The sequence below is a fragment of the Bradyrhizobium sp. BRP20 genome, from assembly GCF_020194215.1.
In the GTDB taxonomy this organism is placed as follows: Bacteria; Pseudomonadota; Alphaproteobacteria; order Rhizobiales; family Xanthobacteraceae; genus Bradyrhizobium; species Bradyrhizobium yuanmingense.
The window spans coordinates 1-26,932 of record NZ_JADYVY010000026.1 but is presented as its reverse complement, the minus strand read 5'-3'; the positions used below and the strand labels follow the sequence as shown (position 1 = coordinate 26,932).

The following is a 26,932-nucleotide window of genomic DNA, read 5'->3' as shown; positions in this document are numbered from 1 at the left end:
TTGCCGCGAGTGGTGCATCGTGCAAGAGTCGCGCGAAGGAAGGCTACAGGGCGCGGGCTAGAGACTACAATTCCATGGGGCGACGACGGGGTAAATCATCTGACGCCGGAACCATCTTTCTGATCCTGATCGGCGGATTGGTGGCGGCCGTTATGGCCATCTACCGGTTCGTTGTGGAACACGCAGCCGCAATAGGAGCGTTTGTTTTGGCGGCCGGGGTCGTTTGGCTCCTCTATCTCGCTCTGAGGGGCAGGTCGCAGAGCGTTTCTCCTTCCGACGGGCATCCCGAGCTTCCGAGTTCTGGTCAAAGCCCGCCACCAGCGATAAGCAAGCTTCGTTCGAGTGAGTCGCCGGCAGTGTGGTTGGCGGCGGGCGAAAGGGCAGTCTTCGGCAAGGCAGAAATTTCTGGGGGCATGTTCTACTACGGCGCCTTGATAGCTGGGCCGACCGGTGAGACCAGGCAGTATGCCATAAATCCCGCTCTGCCGGCGTACTCGCGGCAGCCCGATGTCGATGGTCAGTCGATGCCTTATTGGCCATCGTACGAGCAAATCTCGCCGGCCGCCCGACGTTCTTTTTTGGACTGGATGCGTACTGGACGGCGAGATCCGAGCTACGGCATTGGATATGTGTTTCTCTTCTTCTATGGCCTTGAGCACCGCGTGTTCATAGATCAAGGGTCAGACGTTCCCGCGGTTATTCAAGAAGTCGAAAGATTGCTTTCGATCTACGGTGCGAACAATTCCTTCCAGAACTACGCCACGAAATTCATCAACGTTGTTCGGATATCGCGCGGCATCCGCTTGGCGTTGCCACCCCTTTCTGCCGAACGCAGCGTCGGTTCGGAGATGGAGCTCGCCACGCGTCTGTATCTGGCCGAGCGGCTCGCAGCGTCCCCGAGCGTTTCGGCTGACGACGCGCTCTATTGGGTTATGGCGATGCCGGACACCTATCTTAGAACCCCGGCCGTGAGGTGCTTCGAAGAATTTGTCGCATTGTGGAAGCTGCGTTTCGGCACACGCTTTCCCAAGGGTTTTGCCGTGAATTCCAAGGGCAACGTCTGGCTGCGGTATCGTGCTGCGAGCGGTGCGTTCGAAATCGACGTTCCAGGACAACATCAGCGCCAGCCTGATGCGAGCCTCCTCGTACGAGACTTAGAGATTTTGAGGACTTTGCTAGACGATTGCACAAATGAGCTCGACAGCTTCAGCCGTCTGGTCGGTCGGAAATCGGCAGCAAGGCATTCGATGGCCGCGGCGGCGCTTCTTCCTATCGATCTTCAACGGGCGGCCAAAGTCGGTCCCGTGGAAGACTTCAGGCGCCAGATCGATTCCCTGGTAGGAAGCCAAGGCCGCGGCAGTACGACCGCACAGGTGCTCCTGGAGATGGCTGGGATCGAAATACCGGAAGGAGGCAAAATACCAAGCGCCGCTCTGGATACGCTGAGCGGCGCCTTGGATGTCGTTGGGATCGCAATAGAGCCCGATCGCCGATACGGGAGCGGCGCGCCTCGGGCGGACGACCAAGTGTTCGTGTTCCGGGCGGCTGACGGCGGCCCGGTGGATCCAGCCAGGGCGCCGTTTCGAGCGATGCGAGCGCAGATCGAAGTCGCTGTCCTGGCCGCTGCGGCCGACGGGGATGCATCGTACGAGGAATTACAGCGTACCATCGCAAGGATTAGGGCGGAAGACGACCTATCGGGGGTAGAACAAGCCCGACTGATCGCGTTCGCCGTCATCACATTCAACAATCCGCCCAAGCGCGACAGGGTCATGCGCAAACTTGCGGAAACCAGTCAAAGCGAGCGGCAAGCAATAGCCGAGGCTGCGGTCGCGGTGATCGGCGCAAATCAGAATATCGATGCCGGAGAGGTCAAGTTCCTTGAGCGACTACACAAGTCGCTAGGTCTGCCGACGGAGCGTGTGTATGCCGGTCTGCACCGCGCTGCCGCCGAGAAGGACGAGCCGGTAGCATTGACGGAGGAGGCTCGGGCGGCAGGCATCCCCATTCCAAAGCAGGCGCCCCCGGCTCCTCCCTCGGCGGGCATCAGAATCGATGCGGTCCGCTTGGAGAAGACCCGAAAGGATACGGAAGCTGTGTCCGCCTTGCTCGCCAACATCTTTACCGACGAAGGCCCGCCTCCTGTCCAAGCCTCTCCACTCCCAGCCGATCAATCCTTGGAAGGATTGGACGGTCCTCACGGCGAATTGGTCGAGTTACTTGAGCTTCGTGGATCAATGTCGCGTACGGAATTTGAGCGACATGCGAAGGAGGTCCGCCTGTTGCCGGACGGCGCAATTGAGCGCATCAATGACTGGTCGTTCGACCACTTCGACGAGCCGCTGATCGAAGAGGGAGACGAAATCGTGATAGCGGCGCACTTGAGAGAACGCATCGCCGAGATGAAGGCTAAGGCCGCATGAGCAAGCAAGTCAAGACGATCCGTCCACGCGAACGCGATACTATTATCCAGGCTCTTTCCGCCGGCGTTGTCCCACGCATCGGATTGCCTCACATCCAGGTCGGGCGGGCCAAGGAGATCGCCGCGATGCTTCGGGACATCGATCGCATTGCCGACGCGGGCGCCGCGATCAGGTTCGTTATCGGCGAATACGGGGCTGGGAAGACCTTCTTTGCCAGTGTAGTCAGGCTAATCGCGCTCGAGCGAAAATGCGTGACTATGCATGCCGACCTCTCGCCCAATCGGCGTATTCAGGCAAGTGGGGGGCAGGCCCGGGCACTCTATTCCGAGGCCGTCAACAATATGGCAACGCGCAACAAGCCTGAAGGGGGAGCTCTCCAAAGTGTCGTCGAGCGCCTGGTGACTGACGCCGCAAAGGAGGCGGCGGAGAAGAGCGTATCTGTCGAGAAGGTGATCGACGAAAAGCTCGGAGCGATTGCGCAATTAGCCGGTGGGTACGATTTTGCGACCGTGCTGAAGGCATTCTGGCGGGGCAGCGAGGAATCGAACGAGCTTCTCAAGCAAAACGCTATCCGATGGCTTCGTGGTGAGTATTCGACCCGTACCGATGCGAAGAGAGATCTCGGTGTGCGGACCATCATCGATGACGAGAACCTCTACGACAGCTTTAAATCGCTCGCATGCCTGGTAAGAGTCGCGGGCTACGCGGGACTGCTCGTTATGATCGACGAGATGGCCAACATCTACAAGCTCCAGAGCGCTCAAGCGCGAAAGCAGAACTACGAGCAAGTACTCAACATTGTAAACGATGCGCTTCAGGGAAATACATCAGGCATCGGTTTCGTTATGTGTGGTACGCCAGAGTTTCTTCTGGACACGCGCAGGGGCATGTTCAGTTACGAAGCTCTTCAGTCGCGGCTAGCCGAGAATTCCTTCGCTGCGGGCGGTCTCGTTGACATGTCGGGCCCCGTGATCAGGCTGCAGAGCCTGACGCCTGAGGATCTGCTTGTGCTCCTCGGAAACATCAGGATGGTCTTTGCGGGCGGGGATCCCACGAAGTATCTGGTTCCCGACGATGCGCTTACCGCCTTCATGGAGCACTGCGACCGAAAGATCGGGGCCGCATACTTCCGTACGCCGCGCTCGACGATAAGGTCGTTCGTTCAAATGCTGTCGGTACTGGAGCAGAACCCGGACAGCCGGTGGCAGGATCTTCTTGAACAAGTGCCGATCGCTCCAGACGCACCCGACGACGTAGCGGAAGCGACGCCTAACAACGGGGACGACGATGAGCTCACCAGCCTCCGCCTCAAATCTTGAGGGGGCTTACGACAAGCTGCATCCGACGATCCGCCGGTGGATCCGGGATCAGGGATGGGACGAGCTCAGGGAAATACAGGCCCGTACCATCATCTCAGTCCTGGACGGCGACCGCGACATCTTGATCGCCGCCTCCACGGCAGCAGGGAAGACTGAAGCCGCGTTTCTGCCAGTTCTCACGAGCGTTGCCGATCGGGCGCTCGCTGGGTTCTCGGTCCTCTATATCAGCCCGTTGAAGGCATTAATCAACGATCAGTTCAAGCGGCTGGACGAACTCTGCGAAAACATGGCCATTCCGGTCGTGAAGTGGCATGGAGATGCCCCACAGACCGCGAAGAAACGGGCAATGGCCGACCCGCGAGGATCTCGCTGATCACTCCCGAATCCATCGAGGCGATGTTCGTCCGCCGTCCGGGCGACGCGAAGCGATTATTATGCTCGGCGGACTTCATCGTCGTGGACGAGCTGCATTCCTTTCTTCAGGGGGCTCGCGGTCTCCATGTCGCTAGTCTTTTGCGGCGCATCGATGCCGTGTCGTCGCGGCCGGCGCGACGTATCGGGCTTTCCGCGACGATAGGCGACCTCGGTCAGGCCGCCGCTTGGCTTCGACCCACGACGCCTCAGCTTGTCGAAATCCTGGAAGCCAAGTCCGATTCACCCGAACTCAGACTTCAGGTTCGGGGCTATGTTGAGCCTCCGCAGCTGGACGACCCAGATCACGCTGAAGGCGCGAGCGGCGTGCTAGAAGAGGCGGTAGTTCGGCGCATAGCTCTGGACGACATTGCGGACCATCTCTATTCGACACTCAGAGGAACCAACAATCTTGTTTTCGGCGGTTCGCGTCGGACAGTGGAATCGACCGCGGATCGGCTCAGGAGGCGCTCTGAAAAGGCGAAAGTGCCCAACGAATTTTACCCCCATCACGGGAGTCTTTCGAAAACCATCCGCGAGGAGCTGGAGAACCGCCTCAAAGACGGAAAGTTACCGACGACCGGTATCTGTACGTCTACCCTCGAACTGGGGGTCGACATCGGATCGGTGAAGTCGGTTGCCCAAATAGGTGCGCCGAGATCACTCTCCTCTCTACGTCAACGCCTTGGGCGAACGGGACGCAGGAGGGGTACTCCGTCGGTCCTAAGAATCTACATTCGTGAACCAAACACCGATCAGGATACGGGTGTCATCGACCGACTACGCTCGAACACAATACGATCGGTGGCCGTCATCCGACTCCTGCTCGAGAAATTCGTCGAGCCGGCGGGGCAGGTACCCGAGGTTGCCTCCACGCTAGTCCACCAGATACTTTCGGTGATCGCCGAGCGCGGCGGAATACGGGCCCGCCCACTGTACGAGTTGCTGTGCGGTTCTGGTCCCTTCGCGATGATTTCTGCTGCGGAGTTCGCGCTTCTGTTGAAGCACTTGGGATCTGACGAGATCCGGTTTATAGAGCAAGCACCCGACGGCACGATCATGCTGGCCAACGAAGGAGAGGCAGTCGTTCAATCGCGCAACTTCTTTGCCGTATTCGAGTCAGCGGAGGAGTGGCGGCTTACTGTGTCCGGGAGGACACTGGGGACATTGCCGATATCGTTCCCGGTCCATAAGGATAGCCTTGTCGTTTTTGCCGGGCAACGATGGATTGTGCAAGATCTCGACGAAAAGACCAACACACTTTTCGTGGCGCCTCACCCCGGCGGCGTCGTGCCACGGTTCGAGCGAGCGGATGGCGAGCGATTACACGATCGCTTAGCCGCAGAAATGAAGGCTGTCTATCTCGCGTCGGACGAACCCACTTATCTGGACCAAAGAGCGCGCGATTTGCTGGCGGAGGGCCGGGAGGCTTTCAGCGGTTTAGGTCTTGACACCACGAACGTGCTTCAGGAGGAGAAGGACGTTCACGTCTTTCTGTGGCGTGGATCGCAGGTGACGGCGGTTTTTGGAGCTGCTGCCGCTATGGTTGGTCTTCCCGGCCACGTGCATGATTTGGGATTGACCCTATCCGAAACGACCGTCGCGATGGCAAGATCTAAACTCGCAAGTCTGGCGGACTCCACTGCTGCAGACGCAGTTCGGGTTTCTTCGGCGGTCCAGAATATCACGGCTGGGAAGTTCAAAGATCAGGTCCCTGCCGAACTTGCAAGAACGCTGTGGGGCCGACAGAATACCTGCGAAATTGGTGCGATACCGGGCATAGCTCGGAGTATCTGATCCACAACGAGGCGTAGCGGAGGGGAAAAATGTATAAGCTCGCTGATTTAGCGCGCTCCCGCGATCGGCTCCGGTCCTAGTCTGGGGAGCGATCTTCGAATTTGTTAGCTAGCTCAATCTCCCGCTCAGCTTGACTCCCTCGACCTCGGTCCCGGACGCAAGCCATTCGGGCCGGCGGCTTCGCAATCGGCCGCCGACCAGCGCAGCGTGGTCGTTAGGGTTGGAGCTCGCCTTAAGAGGGAACCTGCCGTGACGCCGAGGCCTGCTTTTCACTCACGGCAGCAGAAATTCATTGCGCCCGAAGGCGAACTCAATCTAAGTTTGTGCGCATATTTGACGCTTACATGGATTCCGAAGTTCTTTTGACCTATCGGCGGCATCGCCGAAAGAACGTGTGTCTTGCCGAATGCCCTCCAATCGATCTCACATATTGATCTCCGACGCTATCGAGTACCAAGGTCAGCGCTGCGTTGCGTCGCACCAATCAAGCTTCGAAAAACATCGTATACATGCCGATGCGTTTGCCGCGCAGCTTGATGGAGAGTCGCTGCCCTGCGACGACGGTGCAGATCCAGTCCCGACGCAGTCGTTCACTTGTGAAGTGCCCGGCGCCGACAATCCGCTCCTGACGCCGCAGGAAGTCGCCTGCCTCGAATGGTGCAAAGAGGGGAAAACGAACTGGGAGATCGGTGGGATTCTCCGGATTTCCGAGAAAACCGTCGAGTTTCATCTCGGCAACGTAAAGAGAAAGCTTGGGGCGACGAACAGGATCAGCGCGGTCGTTATCGGCCTCCGGTATGGGCTCATCTCGCTCTAAACACTTCCGTCGAAGGGGGCACGCTGCTTCGCGATGGCTCCAACCTATGCCGTGACCTATAATGGGGCGTCCGGTGCGGTCCGCATGATCGCGGCACACGGGTCTCAACCGACCCTAGACTCGCTGCTGCTCATCTATGAAAATGCCGCGCATCGGGACCTCAGGGAGGTGGTTTTGGGATGCTTGAGCTCCTAGCAGGGAGGCTAGGAGTCCGGATTCGCGAAGTCGACGACCGATTGGACGTGGTCGCGGCCGGCTAAGCTCTGGCTCCGATAACGGCTTGCAGTGATCCGGGCAGCGTTGACCGTCTTCGGCCTAAACGCTCGACTCGAACTTAGCCTCCGAAGCGAGCCCCTGTCGCGTTCAGGTTGTCCACCGCCTAGGGAAATTACTAGGGCGGCGGAGCTTGCGCGAAGCGTCAAGCCCTAGCATTGTCGCAGCGGGGGGTGACCAGTCGGCGCATGAATTTTCAGGAATGGATCGATAAGGCACGCAATCTCGAGGCGGAAATTGCTGCTGCACCTTCGATAGAAAAGAAGCCGCTTACCACGGTATTGTGCCGACTGCATTTGCTTGCGTGTGAGGCGCCAGTCCCTGTTCTCGCGGCCTACGAGCGACTTTCGGAAGCGACCCTAAAACATTTGGCTGGCCGGCGGATCGAGACGATGGCGCGGGGCACTCATCGTTGGACGCCGCGCTCGCTATCCCCAGAGGACTGGATGCTTTCTCTGGGGAGCCAGATTAGAGCAGTCGATGAATACCTGTACACGACCGCCGGGACGGATTTTGGGGACCCTGATTCGGAGCTAGACGAGTGGCGTTGTCCTTCGACCAACATGCTCGTCGTGCCTCGCCCGCGAAACTTGCACAACTCTCGGCTCGCTGGGCGACCTTATCTCAAACGCGGAATACTGAGGCATCGCTTACTTCCCTCCGAGGTAGGTGGTCTCGAAGTCGTCCCCATCCGCATAGACCTACGGGAAGCTGGCGAGAAGTCGGGAGTTGCGGCCTCGCTGTTCTCCAACCTTCAGCTTTTCACTCGCGAAACTCGCGAAGGCAACTTCATCGCAGAAAACGTCACGTTCGACGATATCGATGAAACTCTGGACAATCAGATCGAGCAATCGATGTCGAATGGTTGTGCAGGCATCGTCTGGCCGGAATTGACGATCGATCGACCCACGCGACTTAAGATCTGCGACCTCTTACGGAAACGCACCATTGCCAGTGACGATGAATTCCCTCTTCACTGGCTGCTCGCCGGAAGCTGGCATGAAGAGACTGATGTAGGCTATTTCAACCGCGCGACGGTCTTGGACGGTTACGGACGTGTGATCCGCTCATTCGATAAAATTGTTCCGGCCCGAGATGAAAAGGGCCGTCTAGAGGATATCAAATCGGGGGAATGTATCCCCGTCCTTATTACCGACAGCCAACTGATCGGCTTGGCCATCTGCCGAGATTTCTGCGATCGGGCGTCGATGGCATCGCCTTACCTTACCTTGCCGGTAGATTTTTTCGCTGTGCCATCTATGGGGGAGGAGTCCACTATGGTCGCTCACCTCAACGTCGCGGCGGAGGTGCAGGCAAAAACGGGTGCCCGCGCTCTCGTGGTGCAGCAAACGGACGCCCGCTTGGCGTCACAGAAGGAGCTTGGCTACGTCCTACCCCTGCCGCCGTCTCCCGCCTCCATTTCTGTCAATTCCTTGAAATCACTTATGAAATGGCAGTTTGTTTCAGAATGAAACATGGGGTTACTTCGGGACCAAATCGGGTGTAAAACGTTGTAAAACGATCTCTTAAACCTTAGATGGGATAGCGGTTCCATGTTGGCATTCGACGATATCGCTTTAGGCGATGCCTCTCCCGAGGAAGCGCGGCACATCATTCGTGCTGCCCTAACCGACGGCGGCGCCCGTGCGGCTGAAAGCATCTACCGAGCCCTCCGCGCCTGGACTTGGAAGTGCTTGTCCGACGGCCGGCGAGACGAAGAATTGCGGCGCTGGCACGAGATTATGGCGCGAACTGGGGCTTATCTGGAGGTCGATCACAAGACCTTTGCAGACAAGATCAGTGCGCTGAAGGAGTTGGTCTCTGAATCCATTACTGCGGGCGAGCGTCTGTCATCCGCGGATGTGTTACAGCGTGAGCATGTCCGCGACATCCTCATGGAGATTTTCCGTGAGCCGCATCGTCGAATCTACAGGGCAGCACTGCTGCGCCATTTTGGTCTTGGACAGGCAAATCTCTCACGAGTGCTGAATATGATGACGGTTGCCGGTCTTATCCGGCGTACCAGTTTCGGTAAGCACGCGGCTTTCAGTCTAACCTCGGTCGGCTTGCGAGCCGCCAAGCTAATCGCCGAAAGAGAAACACCAGCACACAATCACAAGCGAGTCGGAGTGCCGACGACAGTGACCTCGCATCCAATCAAACACGGGGGAGCGAAGCAGGTCCAAAACGCCAAGGAGCTGCTTCATCCAACCAGAAGCGCAAACCAATACGAACCCGCTGCATTCAGCAAGGCAGTGGCTGTTTGAGCGGATGTAAGTTCGGATCGGAGAATTTCAGATGGCGAGTAGCCGGGCCGTAGACGCCGCTTCGGAAAGCGAAGCGCGGACTCCTGACGCAATCCGCATGTACGGGGATTTCCTCGACAATGTGAGCGTCGTGAAAAATTCGCTTATGTCCTTGCTCCTTTCGGTCGGTGATATCGAGGCCGCGGGAGACGAGAGCAAAGTCGCTTCCGGTGAGGAAACTGCGCCGGGTCGGACAGTACTCGTGCCGTTCGTCGAGATGAAGCTAGAGGGCGAGCAAGAGCCGTATTTCGCCAATGTGCTTACCCTGGATAACGTCGCCTATCTGATCTACGATCTCGCGCAGGACTTTGAGGTGGTCTGCCAACAGCTTTTGACTATCTCGAACGGAGGAGTGCCGCCCGAGGCCCGGCGCATTGAACAATCCGCAGAATGGATGAAGCGGGCCGGTGAACACGCTGGCCGCGCATTTCAGTATCTGGAAAAGATTTCGGACCGCATAGAGTCGGTCGGTTAGGATGAGCCTATAATGGGTTGAGGGCTCTTGAAGAGCACATACCAAGCTTAACGGCTCGCGACAGCGCCTGAATGGCTAACTATTTCAGCTTGCCGTTCGGCAAACATGCGATAGGCACTTTCTGCACTGAAACGCGGGTGACTGGAATAAATTGTGCCACGCCAGTCATAGCCGCGTCCTCCAGGCGATGCTAACTGGCATTTCGTCGCGTCGGCCTTGGACGGATGGCCAAATCTGATGCCGCGACCCCGCGGCGTCCTCTCGATAGGACAACGTGATTAAAGCGTCGGAATCTTGGCGTCGATCCCAGCTCTTGGCATTTCCCTTACAGTCGAGAACGGAGTTTAGTGCGGCTTTCGTGGGATCACGAATTTCAAAGGTCCGCCGTCGCATATACCATCCGCCAAGATTACCAGCTCATATTCGTCGCTGACGTCTCGCAACACCGCCAACGCCTCCGGCTTGAGCTCATCGTCGCACTTGCGGAGCTTGACATCATCGAGTCCAAGGCCGGTAACGTTTTTCAGTTTCGCCACGTCGGCGTGAACGCCATCCCACAGGCCCAGGATCCAACCGGCCTTCTCATTGGCGACATCGTCGTCGGGGCCAGCGAGGACCAGTACGCCGTCATTCACTTGAACCAGATCCCTTAGTCGCCGATGCAAAGCCGATTGGTGTTGTTGCCCAGCGTCGATGAGATCACGGCCATGTTGCCCCAGTCCTGTGCCACGGCGTTGGCACCCCATAGGGGGAGCAGCAAGGCGGGCACGACGACGCGCATGCCTGCAGCTTACGGAAGGGGCGGGCGCTTCGCCGTCGCCGAGAGTTGTTGCGAACGAGCCCGCTAAAAACAACGTCGTCATCGATCAAAGTGATAGCGCGCACCAGCAGCGCTGCCACTTTAGATCGATAGAGCCGCAGCCGACGATGCCGACTTGTTAGCCAACCTAGTATAATGCTCGGGCGGGCGCGACGAACTCTTTTAGGCGCATCGATAAGTGCTGATTCGCTGAGATTTCCGAACGTGATGCAGTTAAAGGATCGGTACTGAAGCTAGTCGCGGCTTTATTTGCCCTCTGACAAATACAATGCAATCGAATTCCGAGCGTCGCCGCAGAGCAGCATCGAATCGAGGCGTTGTATGCCCGTCCTTTCCCGGTAGCCATTCGTATATGTTTATGGTGTACTTTTCCGATCTTGCTACCTATTGAATATTCGTTCTGGGGCCGCGCAGCACGATTCGTTTAGTTCCTGGGTTGGAGCGCTACACCGCGGCCATATCTGAAACTTCGAGCAAGCATGTCGCAAGCCAAAGAGCTTTTTATCAACAGCGTCCGCCAAGTAAGGGTTCAGGCGAATTCGGTCATTCCCACAGTAGTCCTCTATAAAGATAAAAGGTCCTGGGTCGGTTTTGACGCGCTTGAGAACAGCGATCAAGCCAGCGAATTGAGAGAAGACTTCAAGATTCAGATTGGTAACGATGATCCTGTAAAGCTCGCGCAGTTAAAGGGCGGTCGATCGACGCTTGGTATCGCAAAAGACTTTATGGACGCGGTAGTCGCCCAAGCGCTTGCTACGATTCGCCGACAGGGCTACGAGGCTCCTTCAAGGATATTGGTGGCAGAACCGCTATCGCTCGTCGGTGGTTCCGACCGGATCACCCATGACGATTGGCTAAAGAACTACCGAGGCAGCATTCGACGAATTCTCGCCGGAAAGTTTGCCGAAATCGACTTCATGCCGGAGCCGTTTGCGGTCTTTCAGTACTACCGCTATGGCGTTAAGCATCCTCTCGTAGCTCAGCGAACAAAGCATATCGCACTCGTGTTTGATTTTGGCGGTGGAACGTTTGACGCCTCCATCATTGAGACCACTATCGCAGGCGACATCAGCCAAAGCGGACGAAATTCGAAGCCTCTCGCTGCGCTCTCGGTTCCCGTGGGTGGTTTCGTCATTAACAATGCGATAGCTCGCGAGCTACTGTTTCGTGGATTGGATCGCTCTGTCGATAAACCCGCGGTTATGCGCGCGCTTGACGCTTTCCCTCAGTTAAAGAATGCTGACGAAGAAAGCCTCGCGTTGGTTCGCAGCGATCACGCAGCCTTTGTGCGCAACTATAGGCGTGTTCTGCGTTCGGTGGAGCAGGCTAAGCTGACCGTGTCCTCGGGCGTAACCTCGTGGAAGTTGGATGCGAACCTATCCGCGTCGCCGGCCTGCGTCGTCGACATCCCGCAGAAGCCCTTTCAGGACTCGACGCCTTGGGTGCCCATACGCTTCGAGCCTACGGAATTTCGCACGATATTCTCAGATCGCATCTGGAAGCAGAAGTTGCTGCCGGAGATCCTGCCTATTCTCAAGCGCGCAGAGCAGGAGCTCGGTGGGCGTCCAATTTCGATTGTCCTCCTGTCAGGTGGTTCCTCGAATATCGGTTGGCTTAAGCCGCTAATCGAACGAGATTTAGCTGGTCAGCTTGGGCAGGCCGAGATACTCGAACTTAGCGAGAACTTCCAAGAGATCGTTTCAAAAGGCCTGGCCGTCGAATGCGCGCGGAGATATTACACCGAGGGACAGGGAGACTTTCGCGCGGTTACATACAATCGCCTGTGTCTCGGGTTGAACCCTAACAACCACGGCGTCGAGTTCAAGAAGTTCGCGCCCGATAGCCCCGAACTCGAGGGTATTGATAGCGATCTGGGGGTGCTGCTTCCATCATCCACGAGCCTGCGAAGTCTGGTCAATCGACCGCTTCGGTGGAAGGTGCGCCTTAGTAAGGCGCCGACACAGTCGCTTGAATACTACTTCATGCGTTCGTCGTTCGATCCAGCAGAGGTGGGCGCGCGGCACAATCTCGATTCGCGCGTTAGTACTCCGAAGGATGCCGTGTTCGGCAGTGGCATCGGTGTGGAGCTTCTCGTACGAGACGACGGTACGGCGGAGCCCACCTTCATCTATGGACGCGGCTCTCAAGGCCAGCAATCGGTCGTGAAAGGGCGCCCCTTTTACGTCGACATGACGTTCGCGGCCGAGGAGGCCGGCGAGGAGACCTATCTCGGGTTCGACTTTGGCACTAGTACGTCGTCGCTCTGCTACGTAAACGCGGGGGACATCAAGACGTACGCCGATCGCGCCATGGATCGGACTTGGATGGGCCTAAGCGACCTCATCGACGTTCTTCCATACCCGGCGGCGTACCCGCTCGCCAGGTTCCTTTCAGAGACGGCGTTGGAGCAAATGGACCGCTGGGGCAGGGAAGCCCTTGAGGCCGCTCTAGGCCTCGCCTCCTATATTGCCTATGCCGAGCACTGCACTTTAGGTGGCCCGCAGGGCACTCTCTTCAAAAGCTTCCGAAAGCGTTCGGCTGGCCCCCTCTGGGATATGCTGAAGCGATGCGCTTCACTCAACGGCGCCAAATGGGAGTTTGCCAAGGAGTTGTTGGTCCTAACTCAAGAGCCATACCTCGCCGAACTCAATCACGCTGTGTCGCAGCTCGCGCAAGCCAAGCACGGGAAACGCGCCGACGGCCTCGACTATGCGCGCGTTCTTGAAAGAATAGGGAATGTCCTCGCGAAAACCCTGAACGGCAAGCTGTTCGGCTACTTTGAGGACGCGCGCCGAAAGCCGTTCAGCATGAACATGTTTCAAGGCATTTTTCGCAATGCCCGGGGCGTGGCCCCTCCGTTTATCGATGTGTACGAATATGAGGGGCTGGAATACTTTCCGCAGGAGTTTGTCTTTCTCCTCGACGTCGAGCGTGGTGCCGGCCTCCCGCTCTTTCCTCTATTGGTGCGAGGAATTGACCAGGCTCGCTCGCACCATGAGGAGCCCGACTTCTTCGTCTACGATATTGTCCGCCAAGATGGGAAGGAGATCGCGTTCAAGGCTGTGCAGGAGAAAAACGAGGTTAGTTTGAGGCCTAACGGCGCTCTTGGTGAACTCTTCAGTGCCACCGATGCGCTGCTTCAACAGGATCCACGTTTGACCGTGGTCACCGGGATCAAGGTTCGGACGAGATCGCTCGAATAGCGATAGTGAGGCTACATGTAGAAGCTATATCTCGGAGCGATTTCCTGGCCTTCGGGGACGTATTTTAGCACCTCGCCCACGTGCCTCGCTGCGGCGATTGTGATCGGTAGCCCATTATCAAATTGGGTGTTGTTCCAATTCATCTTCGTAAGAGCCAGCACTTCTTCCGCGATATGCTGCAGCGGCTGCCCGAGTGCCTGGCATCTCAACATCAACGGCCGCGGCACGTACATGCCAGGGTAGGTTCGAAAGAAGTCCACGCTGCCGCGGGTATAGAGAAGCGCTTGGTCTTTGTCGAAGCGAAGCAAAGTGCCGCGGAGCGGGGGGTAGATGCCCATTCGGTAGAGGCGCGTCATTGACTTCTGTATCCAGATGAAGTCGGCATAGTCTATGTCGCGCTCATCGATGGCCTTGTGAAAGCCATCGAGTTCGTTGCGGTCAAATTTGGAGGTCTTGTGCAACACCACGCGAGCCGGCCAGTGCCCGTGCTGATCTCTGAACACCTTCAGAGAGTTTCGCAAAAGGTCATAGGCGTCTTGTGCGGTCAAATGCGGCTTGCGATCTTCTTCGCTCTCTACCATTCGCCCGCCGCGCAAGATCAAACCCTCGCCACGTTCGTCGAACATTTGAGCCGTGCTGGTATGAACATGCTCGCCATCTGCGGATCGATAGAAGCTTAGGCCAACGTAAGACGTCCTGAGCTGGCGCGCATCACGGGCAAGACGCCACGGCAGACCTCCTGCTTTGTAATAGGTTGCCGTCAGTAAATTCCAGGCAATGGTTGCCGGGTCTTGGGTTCGTCTTTCGCTGGTTTCCTTGAGTTTACGCGGTATTTTGTAAGAAGGATCGAACGTTGTCGGCCAAAGCAACTGAATTGGAAGCCTGAGCCGCATACATGCAGCCTTCAGGAGGCCTCGAAAGTCGAGGTCTGGGCCCGCTTCCACATCGTCGTCGTCCTCGCCTCCGGCAACGTCGCGCGCATTATAGGTTCGCTCGATGATTTCGACAGGCAATGCTACAAGAACGACGTGTGGCTTTACGGTGCGTTCAGATAGGGCAGCGATCTCATTTGAAAGGACCTCCACTATTGCCCTGGTTACTTCCCGCTGACCTGGTATCGCCGCCAAGCGGGCCAGCTCACGTTGCGGAATTACGCGTTGAAGTTCGTCCGACGTGACGAACTCACACCGGAACGTTGTCTCGAAGTTGACGCCTGAAAAGGCTGGAAAAAGATTGGGCTGGCGACTGGTCTTCGCTGGAAAGCCAGCAACACTGCGTTCGATCCACCTTGCCGTGCCTTCGACTGTATCGGCGCTGCCGACAATGCCCAGCCTGATCCGGGTTGGTGCGCCCTCCATCCCGAGGTCAAATGGCCCGTAATCCATGACGCCAAATCGAATATCGACGTGGCGAAAGGCGCCGCCAAACTCCAATGCTGGCTCCCTAAGGTGCGTAAGCTTCACTGGGCGTCCTCAACCGTCTCGCCTGAGAGGGCGAATTCGAATAGGGGGGATGATGGGTCCGCTTCCTGTGATTTCCAGAGGTCGTCAGGCACACCAACATCAAGCTCTAGCGGCTCGGTAGCGGCGAATGACAGGAACGGATACCGTTCCGTGAGGAGGTCGCCGATGCGGTAGGTGATCAGAAAGTCCCGCCACATCACGAACTGCCCCATCACGGCAGCATTGTTCTCGATTTCCTTTATCTTCTTAAGCCGCTCACCAGCAAAGGCGTCAGGATCCTGACCGTTGTAAGTGAAGTGATAAGTCGGTGTGACTTCTATGAACCATTTTTCTGCTAGTCGAACGAAGCGATGCATAAAGCCCGAATGACGCCAGTACGATGGATTTGTCGGATCTTTTTTGCTTCTTCCGTAATTCCCGACAACGCGACGCGTCGTCGTATTCTGCAAGCTTCGATATGCAAAATTCAAAATATCTCGGTCGCCTGGCTTTCGAAAGTAGAGAACGCCTGAGTCTCGATCGTTGTATAGCGCGGGCCTGACGAACTCCCCCAACGCTCTGTTCAGCAATGCGACGAAATCTCGCTGCCGATCCTCATCGTCACTGTCGGACCACTCTTCGACGTCAAACTCCTCCATCGCGCCGAAATCGCAAAGCTTATTCCAAGGCCACTCATCGAGCGGGTGAAATGATAGGACTGATTTCGAGCGTACGATCCACTCAGAGCCGGCGTCCTTCTTAATCTCCCGAAGCTCCGTTCCGAATGCCTTGTCGGTCGCGTGCTCGGTGGGTGCCCAATAAAGCCGAGGGGCAAAGGTGACGCCTACCAGATTTGCGAGAAGCTCCTCGTGCCGTCTTACGTTCGGACCAGATGCACCTGGTTTAACTGCTGACGCGATCGAGATGAGAGTGTCCTTCGAGGCGCGAGTGAACTCATCCTCAACCTTGCGAAAGACGACCTTCCGCGACTTCACTCTTTCAGGGTCGGAGAACCACTCTTTCAAAGACTTCCAGTATGCCTTCTTGTCCCTCAGCGACACGAAAATGAGCAGAACCGGAGCGGTGCCCTGCGTCCAGTAGCCTATTTCGGCATCCGTGCATGTAAATTCGAAGGTCTCGCCAGTGTCGCCCTGTAGGCGTTCACGTTCGGTCGCCTTCCCCTGCACTTGAAGAACCAGATTGCCGACTTCGCCTGTCTCCGCGTCCCGTAATTCTATGTATCCGTCGATGCCAGTCTCAACTCCGCCGGTCTGGTAGAACATGAAACCCATAGAGAGGACGATATCCTGGATGTGGGATATGCCTCTTTGGCCGATAATGTCGTTGCGTCCGATCTTCTTCATCGCTGCTCCAAAACGGACATCCTGAGCGCCCCTGGTCTGGGCGTGCGGTTGATGCGATACGCCGGCAAGAATCTGGCTCGCAAGAAAATGCATTATTGTGGGACGTGGCTATGGCCACTCGCCGATCCGCCAAATTAGTAGCCGGCTCGCCGATTCGCCAGCACTAGGCTCGCGAGGAAAAGACTGCGCAACAGCCCGCGAGTAAATCCATGTCCAGCGTGTTGACTACGCCTCCGCAAGCCGCTTTTGTCACTGAGGCGACCAACGCTCGAGCGGGCTCGAATAGGCCGCCGGCGGAGGGGGAGCCCGACTTAAAGAGGTGGGACCTTGGCTAGGCCACGTTATGTTTGACATGCGCCGGCATTCGTCGAGCAATGTCCTTGATAATGCGGTCGGCGAGTCGATATGCGAAGCATCGCCGCCGATCCTGCTCCTCGCCTGCCCCTCCGTAGGACGCCTTGCGCAGAAGCTGCAATGCGATCACGCACGGATACTCGTATGGTGTGAGCTGAACGCTAAACGCCATTTGACGGACATATTGAACGGCATCGAGCAAATGTGCGCTTGGATCCTCTGGTCGCGGAGGGATAGCCGGTGCCATCAACGCCTCAACCTTGTAGGCTTCCTCGGCAACCTTGATCCAATCGTCGCCATTGACGATCCGTGTGTCGATCATCAAGGATACATCCAGGGCTGCGGGGTCTAAGGTGAGCGGGCCGTTCTCGATCGAGGCGAAATCAAGCATAATCGCCTCATGGCCGGCGACCCGGACGTTTTGTCCGTGCAAGTCACCATGGGTCAAGCCAAGACGGTGTTTTATCTGCGGCAGCGCCGCCAGGAGCGATTCGAGTTCGTTGTATTCCGCGCAGTGCTGGCCATTTTGGTCGCGTCGCTTGCGCAGCCGGGCCTTACGAAACAGGGAATAGGTGCTCGGCCGCGACAGGCGCATCCTTTCCAGGATATTAGCATGGATGACACAGTGCGGCGCGTAGAACGCCTGGCGTCGCCAACCTCGAAGAGCTCCTTCGAACAACGAATGCAGCGGCGCTCGGCCCGCCCCGCGGTCTACGACCTCCTGGAGAGATTCCGATTGTTCGATAAAGTTGCCGGCGATGACCCCGGTCGTCGGGCCGAGCAGGCAGCGATCATGATCCAGGTTGGGCCGTTGGTTAAACGGCACATGCAATGTGGTGCACTCCCGGTAGTTTGTCAGCTCACGCATAATCTTTTGAGCTTTGTCGAATTTAACGAAAAAGGGCAGAGGAACTGGCCCCACGCGAGAATTCAACAGGCTGGCAAACGCGCAATAGACTTTTGCGGAACCAGTCGTTTGCTTCACCAATTTGACCGAAGAGCAGTCCCCAAATGCACGCTTGAGAAGGATGAGTTCTTCGTCCGTGAGCAAATCAGCGCCGGTGATGGCGAGCGTTTCGCTCACCGGCGGTTCGTGCTCGATTCTTGCGATCGTCTCAATGATTAGGCCTTCTTGACCCCGCAATTTGACGTCGACGATGTCACGCATCCGCCACTTCTGGAGAATCTCCGCGACTCTTGGCGACTCCGAATATGAGCAGGTGATGATGCACTTGATGCCGTGACATGCCGCGTCATTCAGCAGGATGCGCAGTTCGTCGCTCAGCCGCGCTTCGACAGTGCCATCATCGAGTGCGATGATAATCGCTCTTCCCTGCGTCCGATGAACTAGCGACAGCGCGGTATCGAGAAGGTCTATCTTGAGGGCCCTGCTAGCGCACTCTGCTAAACAGAGGGGCCCAGGTTCACCACCAATCCAGAGCAACCGATCTCTACGCATGGCGTTGATCGATCAGGCTGCCAAACGCTGTCGGTGGTTTCGCGAACACATGTCGGATAGGGCCGGAGAGATCGAGCACTTCGGTATCGGTCAAGACGCGGTCCGGGTCAGTTCCCCGTCCCTCCGCGATGAGCTCATAGCCAGCCGGAACTGCTCCGAGAAGACGAAGCTGGATACCGGTCACCTTCGCCGACGGGACCTCGAGCCTTTGGCCATTGAGAACCACGGCATGCTTGTCGTCGCTGCTCACCTAAGCTCTCCTGTCGACGATCGAAAACCTCGCCGGCCGGTCATCGGTCAAGCCGAAGCGAGAGCCCTTGACCGATGAACTCGCTATCCCGTCCGCAACCAGCGAATTGCAGGCCCAAAGGGCCTCCCACGGAATAGCATCGATTTGGGCTGCCAGCTCTTCAAAATGCTTATGAGCAGCGCCTTTCGGGGGAAGAATACTCCTTATCCGTCGCTTTAGCTCCTCGTCCTTCCAGCGCGGAGAGTCGAGCCCGTCGCACCAAATGAGATCGTTTCTCCAAAGAATGAAGTGAGCCCTGCAGCCGGTCTCGCGCCAGACAGACGGATAGAGGGTTACGGCGCCAGCCCGTTCGAAAAGCCGCCAGGCCGGGCCGGTTCGGGGGTCAAGATTGACGCTTATAACCTCGCCGCACCCGTCGGGACACCTGATGGCCATCGACCTCAGGCTCCCTCTCCAGACGAGCGCGGCGTCGCCGGCGTTCGGGACGAGGTCGACAGCGTCGGAATGCCGTTCGGCTCGTCCGCGCATTGTTATCGTCTTGGCTCTAGCCATTGCGCCTCACGGGCAGCGGTTGTGAGTCGCCGGCGCCGGCCGCGGAATCGGGACCGCAAAATACGCAGTTCGGGTCTTTTTGGGCGAGTACGGGAGCCAGACGTTGGCGATTGCCGTCGTAGACCAGGTACCGGGCTGGGGCGTCCAGGCCCGTGACCATCGATAGAAACATGGTCACCGCGGCCGACGCCACTGTCGAATTGATGCTTACCACCGCGGGCTGCACCACGCCTGGGCGACCCAAAAAGTAGGGATCGGCCTTTTCTTGCTCCGGCGTCATCATCTCTTCGCGGACCTGCCGGGAGTCCAGCTGTCCTAGACACCACAAGCACGGCTCCTCAGCGCTTAGAGCCTTCACGTGCCCAGCGAAACGCACAGCAGGTCCCGTTGCATCGATGGCAACGCCCATATCGATCGCGGAAATGCCGTATTGGTAGCTCACCTGATTTATCAAGTGACGGCTCGCGTGGGAATCCGTGCAGCAGAAGATGAAATCGACTGACGTCAATTCTTTGGCGGTCGCTTCGTCTACGACGTCGGCAACCATGCTTCGCACTGCCGCTTCAGGCCGCAATGAATGGATGAGACGCTGCGCCACCGCGACCTTGGCGTTGCCGATATCGTTCGGAGTGGCTCCCACGGTCCGGTTTAGGTTGGTGCGCTCGACGGTATCGGGGTCGATCAGCAGGAAGTTTCTTACGCCGAGATAGGCGAGTTGTTGGGTGACGACTGATCCAGTGCCGCCCGCGCCCACCACAGCGATGCGAAGACGCTCCAGTTTGGCCTGACCGTCCGAGCCAAAGGCCCGGATTTGCCTGTCGTAGTCGGTGCCAGCGTCGTCTTGACCCACGGTTACGATCTCCTGCGAACCCAACACGCGCGCGGCGTGCGATTCCTTTGCGAACAGCAACGCGCAATGGGGAACTGACGGGCTGCGTCTCTTCGCGTACTCCGCCAACGCCACCTCGGCATTGTCGTCGATCGGCGAGAAAGTCGCAGGCGCAGCCTGATGCGGATGCGTGTGGCAATATACCAGCGACCAGCCGTTCAGGCTTGCCTTCTTCTCAATCGGGAGACCGAAACTCGGACTCAGTCGAATTGCGACCGCCGTCCTCACCTCGTACTGATCTTCCGGGACGACATGCATTTCGCGTACGGCCAAGTGCCAGTCACCGCTCCGACTCTCAGGTTCGCAGAGGAGGATCGCCGCCGATTCCAGGGTCGAGTGCCAGATGTCATGGCGCAAGCGCTCGAAGTCGCCTTGGCCGAAGACCAATCGGATCATTGAGGCTGCCTGAAGCGGTCCAAGACGATCGACACGTAAGTCATCAGGTCGTCCCGGTTGGGATTCCAGTTGTTCTGCGCGTCGACCACGTGCCAGGAGAACCAGCGGCCGACGATCGAAGTTTCCGGGATGTTGGTCACGTTACTCGCTTGCGGCGGGACGCCTGAGGAGAGGAGCAATCCCTGATCCGCCCAGAAGCAGTCGGGAGTGGGACCAGGGTAGCCGATCGGCACCAAGAAGTGGATCGCAGTGCGCGCCGCCGACCAACCGGTGGGCAGTGTCACGTCAGGAATGCTCAACAGTCCCGCGCCCGACGGTAGCGGTTGCAGGGTGGCCGAGGGATAGCGCTCCCGGACCCGTTCAAACTGGCGTTGCGTGACCTGCGAAAGCATCAGCCGGCTCCGAAGGTCGTCGGCGGCTTCGAGAAGAAATGCTTCGCTGGATGCGTCGCATCGACTTCCAACGATACGGTCTGGTTGTCGTTGATGGCCTGATCCTCGTGGCCGCCCTGACCCTCTTCGATCAGGACATGGGTGAGATCGAACGACGGGTCGACTGCCTTGATCATCGCCTTGATCTGGGCGCCGGTCGCGCTTGCCGTCGGCGAGACGATCTTGTTCTTCAGATAGTAGAAGAAATGGCGTTCCCGCTCCAGCTCCAACTTGATGTGGCCGACCTCGCCGGCGACAGAGCCGATCGTCACATCGGGATCGAGCAACGGCACGCGTGCGTGGAAGAGAACATAGGTGAGCAACTGCCCCTTGTCGTCCACCCCTTCCGTCAGACTGAAGGCCGCGAGCACTCTGGTCTTCAGGGTACCGACCGTCTCATTCCGGTCCGCGGCATGGTCCTCCAACTTGTCTCCGGTCGGGAGGTATTCGACCGAGATATTGATCTTAGCGCCGTGGCTCATCAGCCTGGTCTCCTGTGTCTGGCGCGGTTCGGCGCCCCGTGACGGGGAACATGGCAGATTCGCCGGCGAAGTCAAACAAATCCGTTACCTATTGCGTAACGCTTTTCATTTCAAATGGTTGTGGCCCGCGCGCCATCCCCAATTGCGCCTCTCTTAAAAAAGTGTTTCCTATTGCTAAACGAATCATTGGGCTTATCTTGTTGATATTGTTTGGAAGCGCTGCCGAGCAGCGTCTCTTCTCTACCGCCGAGCTGCTCGATCGGCGCTTCGGGCCCAGTCTTTCGGGAAAGATCAAGTCGCGGCTGCTGCTGCTCAGGGCCGCACCGAACCTGGCAATGGTCCCGACATGCCAGCCCTACCGCCTGAACAAGATTTCGCGCGGCGAGTACACGTTGGATCTGCTGCCCCCTAAGGTGCTTCGCTTCGCGGCCGAGGGCAGCCGGACCCCGCAATCCACGATCAAAACCGTGAAAATCCTTGCCGTCGAATGACGCGGGGAGAAGCAAACGGAGAAGAATGATGCCGCAGGAGCAGCACATATTCGAGCCGGACTACGCGCTCAGTCCAGGCACGTTTCTCGAGGAAAATCTCGACGCGATGGGAATCTCGGCGAGAGAACTCGCTCGCCGTTGCGGGCGCTCCGCGAAACTGATTGTCGAAATACTTTCGGGCAAGGCACCCGTTGAACCAGAGACAGCCTTGCAGTTTGAAAAGGTGACAAATGTGAATGCGACGGTCTGGCTCAATCTTGAGTCCGAGTACCGCCTACATCTCGCCAGACAGCTCGAAGAGGTCAAACTATCCGATAGCTTTTCTTGGGCGCGTGAATTTCCCCTGCGCGAATTGCAGGAAAGAGGGGTGATTGCCCAGCCAAGGGACCATGCGGATAGCGTGCGCAAGCTGCTCCAATTCTTCGGAGTGGCCGGCATAGACGCGTGCGAAGCTTCATTTGCTTCGTACTCGATTGCATACCGTCACTCACCTTCCTTCCAGACGGATAAAAAGTCCTTGTACGCGTGGCTTCGTATTGGCGAGATCGAGGCTGACGCCATCGATTGCAAGGATTTCGATCGCGCGACATTCCTGAAATCGCTTACGCGGCTCAGAGCATTGACGGTCGAAAGTGTTGACGAAGTTCTTCCTCAAATCGAGAGCATTTGCTCCCGCGCGGGGGTCGCATTTGTGCTTGCGCGTCCACTTGGAAAGATGGCCCTAAGCGGAATCTCTCGTTGGTTGACGCCGCGGAAGGCTCTAATTCAACAAACCATGAGACATAAGGCTAACGACCACTTCTGGTTCACGTTCTTCCATGAAGCGGCGCATCTCCTCCTTCATAGCCGCAAAACGGTCTTCGTCGTCGATCCTGAGGCTAACACGACTGAGGAAGAGGAAGCCAATCGATGGGCTACCGAGTTCTTGATCCCCGCAGCAGGGCTCGCCCGGTTCATTCGCTCCGGAGACTTTTCTGAAGATGCAGTCGTGGAGTTTGCGAGCGAGCAGGGAATTGCCCCTGGCATCGTGGTGGGGCAACTCCAGAAGAGAGAGCATCTCACATACAGGCAGTTGAACAATCTTAAGCAGCGGTTTGTTTGGAAAAAGTGACGCCTGTTGCGGTGACTGCAAAAGCGTTCGCGCAGCCTCTATTCGCCCAGCTTGGATAGAAAGTCCGAACAGCGAGCGTTTCTTCTAGTCTGCCAAATTGCCGCTAGCGAGGTGGTGCTCTGCGATGTGTAGCGAAGAGATATGACGCAGATGAGTTGGTTCGTTGCCGCAATCACACTCATCCGGGTGCGACTCCCGTTTCCAAGCACCGTCCCCACCCACACGATAGAACCAACCGCGGTTCAGGCCGGCAGCCGTCATGTCCAGCCCGGGGTGCTCGACGAGCAGCGCGGAGAGCTCGATTAAATCCGGTTCGTGGGCCGTAACAGCAATCCCCTTTTGGTACAGGACCCTGCCCCGCATCGCGGGATGCTGAATGAGTTCGTCGACTTCAAATACAACGCTTCGATGCTTAGCGAGCAGCTCTTGAACCTTCGGGAAACGGAGTGGAGCGGCCCCGGCGGTTCCAAACAGAACGACTTCGGGCACCGCAACTGTAATGCCACCATATCGACAGCCGTCGATGCTGCCACGGTCCGCTGCGCGAGCGCCCTGGAAGAATGCAGTTGAGGCAGACGCAATTTTGATGAAGCTGTCCTGATATTCGGGAAGCTCGAGAGCGCGCCTAAAGACGAGCAAGCCTGTATCGTTATTGCGCTGATCGATCCTCTTCCACGGCAATCCTAGCAAAGCCCGCAGGATCGGATCTTCCTTTGTTGACGGGAAAAGATCATCTGTCTGAAGGAAGCCTTCTTCGGAGGCGTAATCACGAAATACGGATCGGCTTGCTCTGATATGCGCAACAAAGCATTCGAGGGGTACCGCCGCATTGTTGAGGGGCCCCAGAAGCCATGCGCTCTGCGCCTCTGTACGCGCGCGTGCGTTCGAAAGCTTTAGGGCTGCAAGATCTGTGACGCCGACGAGCTTCTGAGACAAGGGGCGGTCGAAAACATAAAGATGCCCATCTCCTTCGGCGTAGTCGTAATGGGCCATCCGTTTGAGGAGCATCACAGCTCGCTCCTCATAATCCTCACAGAGATCAAATCTCTCGCGTTCGGAGTAGACGTGGCTAGCGAACCAGGACGACACGGCCGCACTTGCTGAGCAATCGACAAAGAACGATCGCCAGCCATAATGCTGCAGCAATGCCTGAGTGAAGTCTAACGAGGAAACGGAGTCCCCAATGAAAGCCTCGAGCACGTTGCTCGCATACTGGCACCATTTGACCATTTCACTGGGAATGCAGCCCTTTCTGTCGAACGATGTGACGACAGATGGAATTCCATTCTTCTCATAGTGAGCCACTTGACCACGAAAGAGGGCGTTGCCAGGCAGGTCGGCCAAAGCTCGACGAATTTCAGCGGTAGATGCAACAGCAATGTGTTTCACAATGGACCCATGCCGCATTCTGAGAAGGGGTATTTGCAGCGCCAAAATAACCGCTAAGGTTGTGTTCTTACTAAACCGCCGCAATTCTCGAATTGTGCAATAGCTTCACAATTTATTCATTTACATTGTGCAACCATTGCACTAGGCTTACGTTATAGAGGCTGTGATGGCAAGCATAGACGCCGGTCTAAGTAACTGTAAGATATACATTTATCCGGGAGACCACAACCCGCCTCACTTCCACATCAAAGGACCGAATTCGAACGCACTTGTCGATTTGGTGACGCTGAGCGTCATTAAAGGGAAGGCATCGAAGAAGGATCTAGACGAAGTAATCGCGTGGGCAAAGAAGGCGGAAAATCAAGCGTTTCTGGCAGCAGAGTGGAGAAGGCTAAATGAGCGAGAATGAGACTATCGATAGCGGAATTCCGCTTCCTCGCATGGCATCGATTAAGCCCTTCGCTCCCTACACCATCGCCGTGAAGTGGGCGGATGGTCCACGCGCCGGGCGGGAGGATGCTATTGATATCAGTCCAATAATCTTCAGTTACAAAATCTACAAACCGCTTCGTGAGGAAGGCCGGTTTTTGACGGCGCGCCTTGTCGACGACGATGGGGACGCGGTCATTTGGGATGGTGGCGATGATCTCACGATGTCGGCGGATATGATCTATGCGCTAGCTGAGCAGATCATTACGCCCAAGGAGTTTGCAACCTTTCTCGCGCGCAACAACCTGACTCAAGAGGCGGCCGCGGCCCATCTTGGACGCAGTCGACGCCAGATTGCGACCTACGCAACAACCGGCCCTATTCCCCGGATCGTGGCTTGGGCTTGCTATGGTTTCGACGCGTATCGACGGGCCAAATCTATGGCTGAGAAGGTTGAAAAGGATGAGCATGCTAAAAACAACAAGGCGGCTTAAATTCTATTGATCTGCCAAAGCATGTGCTGCTCCGGACTTGTTCGTATCCGAGTCCGTTTTCAGCAGCGCCAGGATTATTGTAAGAATCTCGTTCGCCCGTCCTGGCAAGAGGTCTGGCCCAAGTCCCGAAACCTTGCTTTAAATAGCATCGCGGACTCGCTGGCTGCCCTGAGCATCGCTTTGACCTTGCCCCACGGGCTTAATCCAGTTTGAAGTTCGTTCTGGCCCACAACAAGGACCAGAACATGAAGCGCAGCCGCTTTTCGGAAGAGCAGATCATCGGGATTTTGAAGGAGCATGAGGCCGGCGTGTCGGTTGCCGATCTGTGCCGCAAGCATGGCGTCAGCGACGCCAGCATCTACAAATGGAAGGCGAAGTTCGGTGGAATGGAGGTGTCGGAGGCCAAGCGGCTGAAGACCCTGGAGGACGAGAACACACGGCTGAAGCGCCTTTTGGCCGACGCCATGCTGGACAACGCCGCCTTGAAGGATCTCGTGGGAAAGAAATGGTGACGCCCGCGGCCAAGCGGAAAGCTGTCGCCCATCTCCGAGGCGCGTTCGGGATGAGCGAACGGCGGGCGTGTAAAGCCATCGGCTGCTGCCGCATGACCATGAGATACCAAACGACCCGGGCGGACGAAGCCGGCCTTCGCCAGCGCATGCGGGCAATCGCCCAGGAACGTCGTCGTTTCGGCTATCGGCGCCTGCATGTGCTGCTCAAGCGGGAGGGCTATCTGGTCAACCACAAGAAGCTGTTCCGGCTGTACCGGGAAGAGCGGCTCGCGGTGCGCCGCCGTGGCGGCCGCAAGCGGGCGATCGGGACCCGGGCGCCGATGACGGTGGCGATGGCGCCGAACGACCGCTGGTCGCTCGACTTCGTGTCGGATCAACTCACCGACGGCCGCCGCTTCCGTATCCTCACCGTTGTCGATGATTGCACCCGCGAGTGCCTGGCGCTGGTGGCCGATACTTCACTCTCCGGCACCCGCGTGGCGCGGGAGCTGGACCGGCTGGTGATGGAGCGCGGCAAGCCGAAAATGGTGGTCAGCGACAACGGCACCGAACTCACCAGCAACGCCATCCTGACATGGGCCGATCAGAGCCGCGTCGCCTGGCACTACATCGCGCCAGGCAAGCCCATGCAGAATGCCTTCATCGAGAGCTTCAACGGCCGGCTGCGGGATGAAATGTTGAACGAGACGCTGTTTACCTCGCTGGCCCAGGCCCGCGTCGTGCTCGGATGCTGGCGCGCCGATTACAACGATGCACGCCCACACTCGCGGCTCGGATGGAAGACCCCGTCCGAGTTTGCAGTCACCTGCCAACCGCGCCGGGATCTGGCGCTGCGCTATGCCGAGGGCTCCGCGCCAGCTCCCGTCGCTACCACCACCCAACCGGGCAAATCCAATAGCCGGAGCGAACTCAGGATTGGATAAAACTTGATGTGGTGGAACGGCCCGCTCCAACAGCATCAAAGTGCTAGAACGTGGTCGTTGTTCGAACGCCACAAAGGAGGGACCGTTCCGTGAAACAGGTTATCACCATCGGGCTCGATC

General features: G+C 57.5%; 24 protein-coding genes and 1 pseudogene. 14 read left to right on the top strand and 11 right to left on the bottom strand.

Features of this window, described 5'->3' with window-relative positions:
- Window positions 1-356: 356 nt before the first annotated feature.
- From I6F33_RS34690 to I6F33_RS34650, 8 genes and pseudogenes are all read left to right on the top strand, one after another.
- Window positions 357-2,423, top strand: a complete 2,067-nt coding sequence (locus I6F33_RS34690) for a TerB N-terminal domain-containing protein (RefSeq protein ID WP_225145542.1) — start codon at window positions 357-359, stop codon at window positions 2,421-2,423.
- Window positions 2,420-3,742, top strand: coding sequence for an ATP-binding protein (locus I6F33_RS34685; RefSeq protein ID WP_225145518.1), 1,323 nt, complete (start codon window positions 2,420-2,422; stop codon window positions 3,740-3,742). The genes I6F33_RS34690 and I6F33_RS34685 overlap by 4 nt, the downstream gene beginning before the upstream one ends.
- Window positions 3,711-4,261 (top strand): annotated as a pseudogene (locus tag I6F33_RS34680) (DEAD/DEAH box helicase); the annotation flags it as partial. The gene I6F33_RS34685 and the pseudogene I6F33_RS34680, both read left to right, overlap by 32 nt.
- A 12-nt stretch (window positions 4,262-4,273) precedes the next feature.
- Complete coding sequence (locus tag I6F33_RS34675; RefSeq protein ID WP_346657228.1) at window positions 4,274-5,950, top strand: helicase-related protein; 1,677 nt, start codon at window positions 4,274-4,276, stop codon at window positions 5,948-5,950.
- A gap of 406 nt (window positions 5,951-6,356) precedes the next feature.
- Window positions 6,357-6,767, top strand: a complete 411-nt coding sequence (locus tag I6F33_RS38680) for a helix-turn-helix domain-containing protein (protein ID WP_369418311.1) — start codon at window positions 6,357-6,359, stop codon at window positions 6,765-6,767.
- Window positions 6,768-7,228: 461 nt separating this feature from the next.
- Window positions 7,229-8,512, top strand: a complete 1,284-nt coding sequence (locus I6F33_RS34660) for a hypothetical protein (protein ID WP_225145515.1) — start codon at window positions 7,229-7,231, stop codon at window positions 8,510-8,512.
- 81 nt (window positions 8,513-8,593) lie between these two features.
- Window positions 8,594-9,307: a hypothetical protein gene (locus tag I6F33_RS34655; protein ID WP_225145514.1), complete on the top strand. Its 714-nt coding sequence runs from the start codon at window positions 8,594-8,596 to the stop codon at window positions 9,305-9,307.
- A gap of 31 nt (window positions 9,308-9,338) precedes the next feature.
- Window positions 9,339-9,821 carry a hypothetical protein gene (locus I6F33_RS34650; RefSeq protein WP_225145513.1) on the top strand — a complete coding sequence of 161 codons (483 nt, stop codon included), beginning with the start codon at window positions 9,339-9,341 and terminating at the stop codon, window positions 9,819-9,821.
- Between the two features lie 344 nt (window positions 9,822-10,165).
- Here the strand turns inward: I6F33_RS34650 and I6F33_RS34645 are convergent, their stop codons facing one another.
- Entirely contained in the window at window positions 10,166-10,456 is a 291-nt protein-coding gene (locus tag I6F33_RS34645; RefSeq protein WP_225145512.1) for a hypothetical protein, read from the bottom strand.
- A gap of 14 nt (window positions 10,457-10,470) precedes the next feature.
- The gene (locus I6F33_RS38420) at window positions 10,471-10,602 is read right to left on the bottom strand and encodes a hypothetical protein (protein WP_276573712.1); all 132 of its coding nucleotides are present in this window, start codon (window positions 10,600-10,602) and stop codon (window positions 10,471-10,473) included.
- A gap of 518 nt (window positions 10,603-11,120) precedes the next feature.
- Here I6F33_RS38420 and I6F33_RS34640 point away from each other — a divergent pair.
- Window positions 11,121-13,844, top strand: a complete 2,724-nt coding sequence (locus I6F33_RS34640; RefSeq protein WP_225145511.1) for a hypothetical protein — start codon at window positions 11,121-11,123, stop codon at window positions 13,842-13,844.
- A gap of 11 nt (window positions 13,845-13,855) precedes the next feature.
- Here I6F33_RS34640 and I6F33_RS34635 read toward each other — a convergent pair whose 3' ends face one another.
- From I6F33_RS34635 to I6F33_RS34600, 8 genes are all read right to left on the bottom strand, one after another.
- A complete protein-coding gene (locus I6F33_RS34635) occupies window positions 13,856-15,277 on the bottom strand; it encodes a hypothetical protein (protein ID WP_225145510.1) in 1,422 nt (473 codons plus the stop codon).
- Between the two features lie 26 nt (window positions 15,278-15,303).
- Window positions 15,304-16,650 (bottom strand): DUF4365 domain-containing protein, encoded by a 1,347-nt coding sequence (locus I6F33_RS34630; protein ID WP_225145509.1) that lies wholly within the window; start codon window positions 16,648-16,650, stop codon window positions 15,304-15,306.
- 331 nt (window positions 16,651-16,981) lie between these two features.
- Window positions 16,982-18,172, bottom strand: a complete 1,191-nt coding sequence (locus I6F33_RS34625) for a phosphotransferase (protein WP_225145508.1) — start codon at window positions 18,170-18,172, stop codon at window positions 16,982-16,984.
- Window positions 18,173-18,455: 283 nt separating this feature from the next.
- The gene (locus I6F33_RS34620; RefSeq protein ID WP_225145507.1) at window positions 18,456-18,713 is read right to left on the bottom strand and encodes a multiubiquitin domain-containing protein; all 258 of its coding nucleotides are present in this window, start codon (window positions 18,711-18,713) and stop codon (window positions 18,456-18,458) included.
- Window positions 18,714-19,265 (bottom strand): DUF6527 family protein, encoded by a 552-nt coding sequence (locus I6F33_RS34615; RefSeq protein WP_128948226.1) that lies wholly within the window; start codon window positions 19,263-19,265, stop codon window positions 18,714-18,716. It lies immediately after the preceding gene.
- Window positions 19,258-20,550, bottom strand: a complete 1,293-nt coding sequence (locus tag I6F33_RS34610; RefSeq protein WP_225145506.1) for a ThiF family adenylyltransferase — start codon at window positions 20,548-20,550, stop codon at window positions 19,258-19,260. The genes I6F33_RS34615 and I6F33_RS34610 overlap by 8 nt, the downstream gene beginning before the upstream one ends.
- The gene (locus I6F33_RS34605) at window positions 20,547-20,942 is read right to left on the bottom strand and encodes an E2/UBC family protein (RefSeq protein WP_128948228.1); all 396 of its coding nucleotides are present in this window, start codon (window positions 20,940-20,942) and stop codon (window positions 20,547-20,549) included. The genes I6F33_RS34610 and I6F33_RS34605 overlap by 4 nt, the downstream gene beginning before the upstream one ends.
- Window positions 20,942-21,463: a hypothetical protein gene (locus I6F33_RS34600; protein ID WP_225145505.1), complete on the bottom strand. Its 522-nt coding sequence runs from the start codon at window positions 21,461-21,463 to the stop codon at window positions 20,942-20,944. The genes I6F33_RS34605 and I6F33_RS34600 overlap by 1 nt, the downstream gene beginning before the upstream one ends.
- 50 nt (window positions 21,464-21,513) lie before the next feature.
- Here I6F33_RS34600 and I6F33_RS34595 point away from each other — a divergent pair, with 50 nt between their 5' ends.
- Entirely contained in the window at window positions 21,514-21,954 is a 441-nt protein-coding gene (locus I6F33_RS34595; RefSeq protein ID WP_225145504.1) for a hypothetical protein, read from the top strand.
- 25 nt (window positions 21,955-21,979) lie between these two features.
- Window positions 21,980-23,065, top strand: a complete 1,086-nt coding sequence (locus I6F33_RS34590) for a HigA family addiction module antitoxin (protein ID WP_225145503.1) — start codon at window positions 21,980-21,982, stop codon at window positions 23,063-23,065.
- A gap of 84 nt (window positions 23,066-23,149) precedes the next feature.
- Here I6F33_RS34590 and I6F33_RS34585 read toward each other — a convergent pair whose 3' ends face one another.
- Entirely contained in the window at window positions 23,150-24,454 is a 1,305-nt protein-coding gene (locus tag I6F33_RS34585) for a hypothetical protein (protein WP_225145502.1), read from the bottom strand.
- A gap of 166 nt (window positions 24,455-24,620) precedes the next feature.
- Here I6F33_RS34585 and I6F33_RS34580 point away from each other — a divergent pair, with 166 nt between their 5' ends.
- From I6F33_RS34580 to I6F33_RS34570, 3 genes are all read left to right on the top strand, one after another.
- Window positions 24,621-24,863 (top strand): DUF4160 domain-containing protein, encoded by a 243-nt coding sequence (locus I6F33_RS34580; RefSeq protein WP_225145501.1) that lies wholly within the window; start codon window positions 24,621-24,623, stop codon window positions 24,861-24,863.
- Window positions 24,850-25,377 (top strand): hypothetical protein, encoded by a 528-nt coding sequence (locus tag I6F33_RS34575; protein ID WP_225145500.1) that lies wholly within the window; start codon window positions 24,850-24,852, stop codon window positions 25,375-25,377. The genes I6F33_RS34580 and I6F33_RS34575 overlap by 14 nt, the downstream gene beginning before the upstream one ends.
- Window positions 25,378-25,622: 245 nt before the next feature.
- A protein-coding gene (locus I6F33_RS34570; protein ID WP_225145499.1) for an IS3 family transposase occupies window positions 25,623-26,812 on the top strand; the annotation gives its coding sequence in 2 pieces (ribosomal slippage) (window positions 25,623-25,872 and window positions 25,872-26,812; 1,191 coding nt in all).
- Window positions 26,813-26,932: the final 120 nt, after the last annotated feature.

What these genes read in the sequence shown, in the direction of transcription:
- I6F33_RS34685 (WP_225145518.1), top strand. Translation starts at nt 2,420, where the DNA reads ATGAGCAAGCAAGTCAAGACGATCCGTCCACGCGAACGCGATACTATT.
- I6F33_RS38680 (WP_369418311.1), top strand. Translation starts at nt 6,357, where the DNA reads ATGCCCTCCAATCGATCTCACATATTGATCTCCGACGCTATCGAGTAC.
- I6F33_RS34660 (WP_225145515.1), top strand. Translation starts at nt 7,229, where the DNA reads ATGAATTTTCAGGAATGGATCGATAAGGCACGCAATCTCGAGGCGGAA.
- I6F33_RS34655 (WP_225145514.1), top strand. Translation starts at nt 8,594, where the DNA reads ATGTTGGCATTCGACGATATCGCTTTAGGCGATGCCTCTCCCGAGGAA.
- I6F33_RS34650 (WP_225145513.1), top strand. Translation starts at nt 9,339, where the DNA reads ATGGCGAGTAGCCGGGCCGTAGACGCCGCTTCGGAAAGCGAAGCGCGG.
- I6F33_RS38420 (WP_276573712.1), bottom strand. Translation starts at nt 10,602, where the DNA reads ATGCGCGTCGTCGTGCCCGCCTTGCTGCTCCCCCTATGGGGTGCCAAC.
- I6F33_RS34640 (WP_225145511.1), top strand. Translation starts at nt 11,121, where the DNA reads ATGTCGCAAGCCAAAGAGCTTTTTATCAACAGCGTCCGCCAAGTAAGG.
- I6F33_RS34630 (WP_225145509.1), bottom strand. Translation starts at nt 16,650, where the DNA reads ATGAAGAAGATCGGACGCAACGACATTATCGGCCAAAGAGGCATATCC.
- I6F33_RS34625 (WP_225145508.1), bottom strand. Translation starts at nt 18,172, where the DNA reads ATGCGTGACATCGTCGACGTCAAATTGCGGGGTCAAGAAGGCCTAATC.
- I6F33_RS34615 (WP_128948226.1), bottom strand. Translation starts at nt 19,265, where the DNA reads ATGGCTAGAGCCAAGACGATAACAATGCGCGGACGAGCCGAACGGCAT.
- I6F33_RS34610 (WP_225145506.1), bottom strand. Translation starts at nt 20,550, where the DNA reads ATGATCCGATTGGTCTTCGGCCAAGGCGACTTCGAGCGCTTGCGCCAT.
- I6F33_RS34605 (WP_128948228.1), bottom strand. Translation starts at nt 20,942, where the DNA reads ATGCTTTCGCAGGTCACGCAACGCCAGTTTGAACGGGTCCGGGAGCGC.
- I6F33_RS34600 (WP_225145505.1), bottom strand. Translation starts at nt 21,463, where the DNA reads ATGAGCCACGGCGCTAAGATCAATATCTCGGTCGAATACCTCCCGACC.
- I6F33_RS34595 (WP_225145504.1), top strand. Translation starts at nt 21,514, where the DNA reads ATGGCAGATTCGCCGGCGAAGTCAAACAAATCCGTTACCTATTGCGTA.
- I6F33_RS34590 (WP_225145503.1), top strand. Translation starts at nt 21,980, where the DNA reads ATGATGCCGCAGGAGCAGCACATATTCGAGCCGGACTACGCGCTCAGT.
- I6F33_RS34580 (WP_225145501.1), top strand. Translation starts at nt 24,621, where the DNA reads ATGGCAAGCATAGACGCCGGTCTAAGTAACTGTAAGATATACATTTAT.
- I6F33_RS34575 (WP_225145500.1), top strand. Translation starts at nt 24,850, where the DNA reads ATGAGCGAGAATGAGACTATCGATAGCGGAATTCCGCTTCCTCGCATG.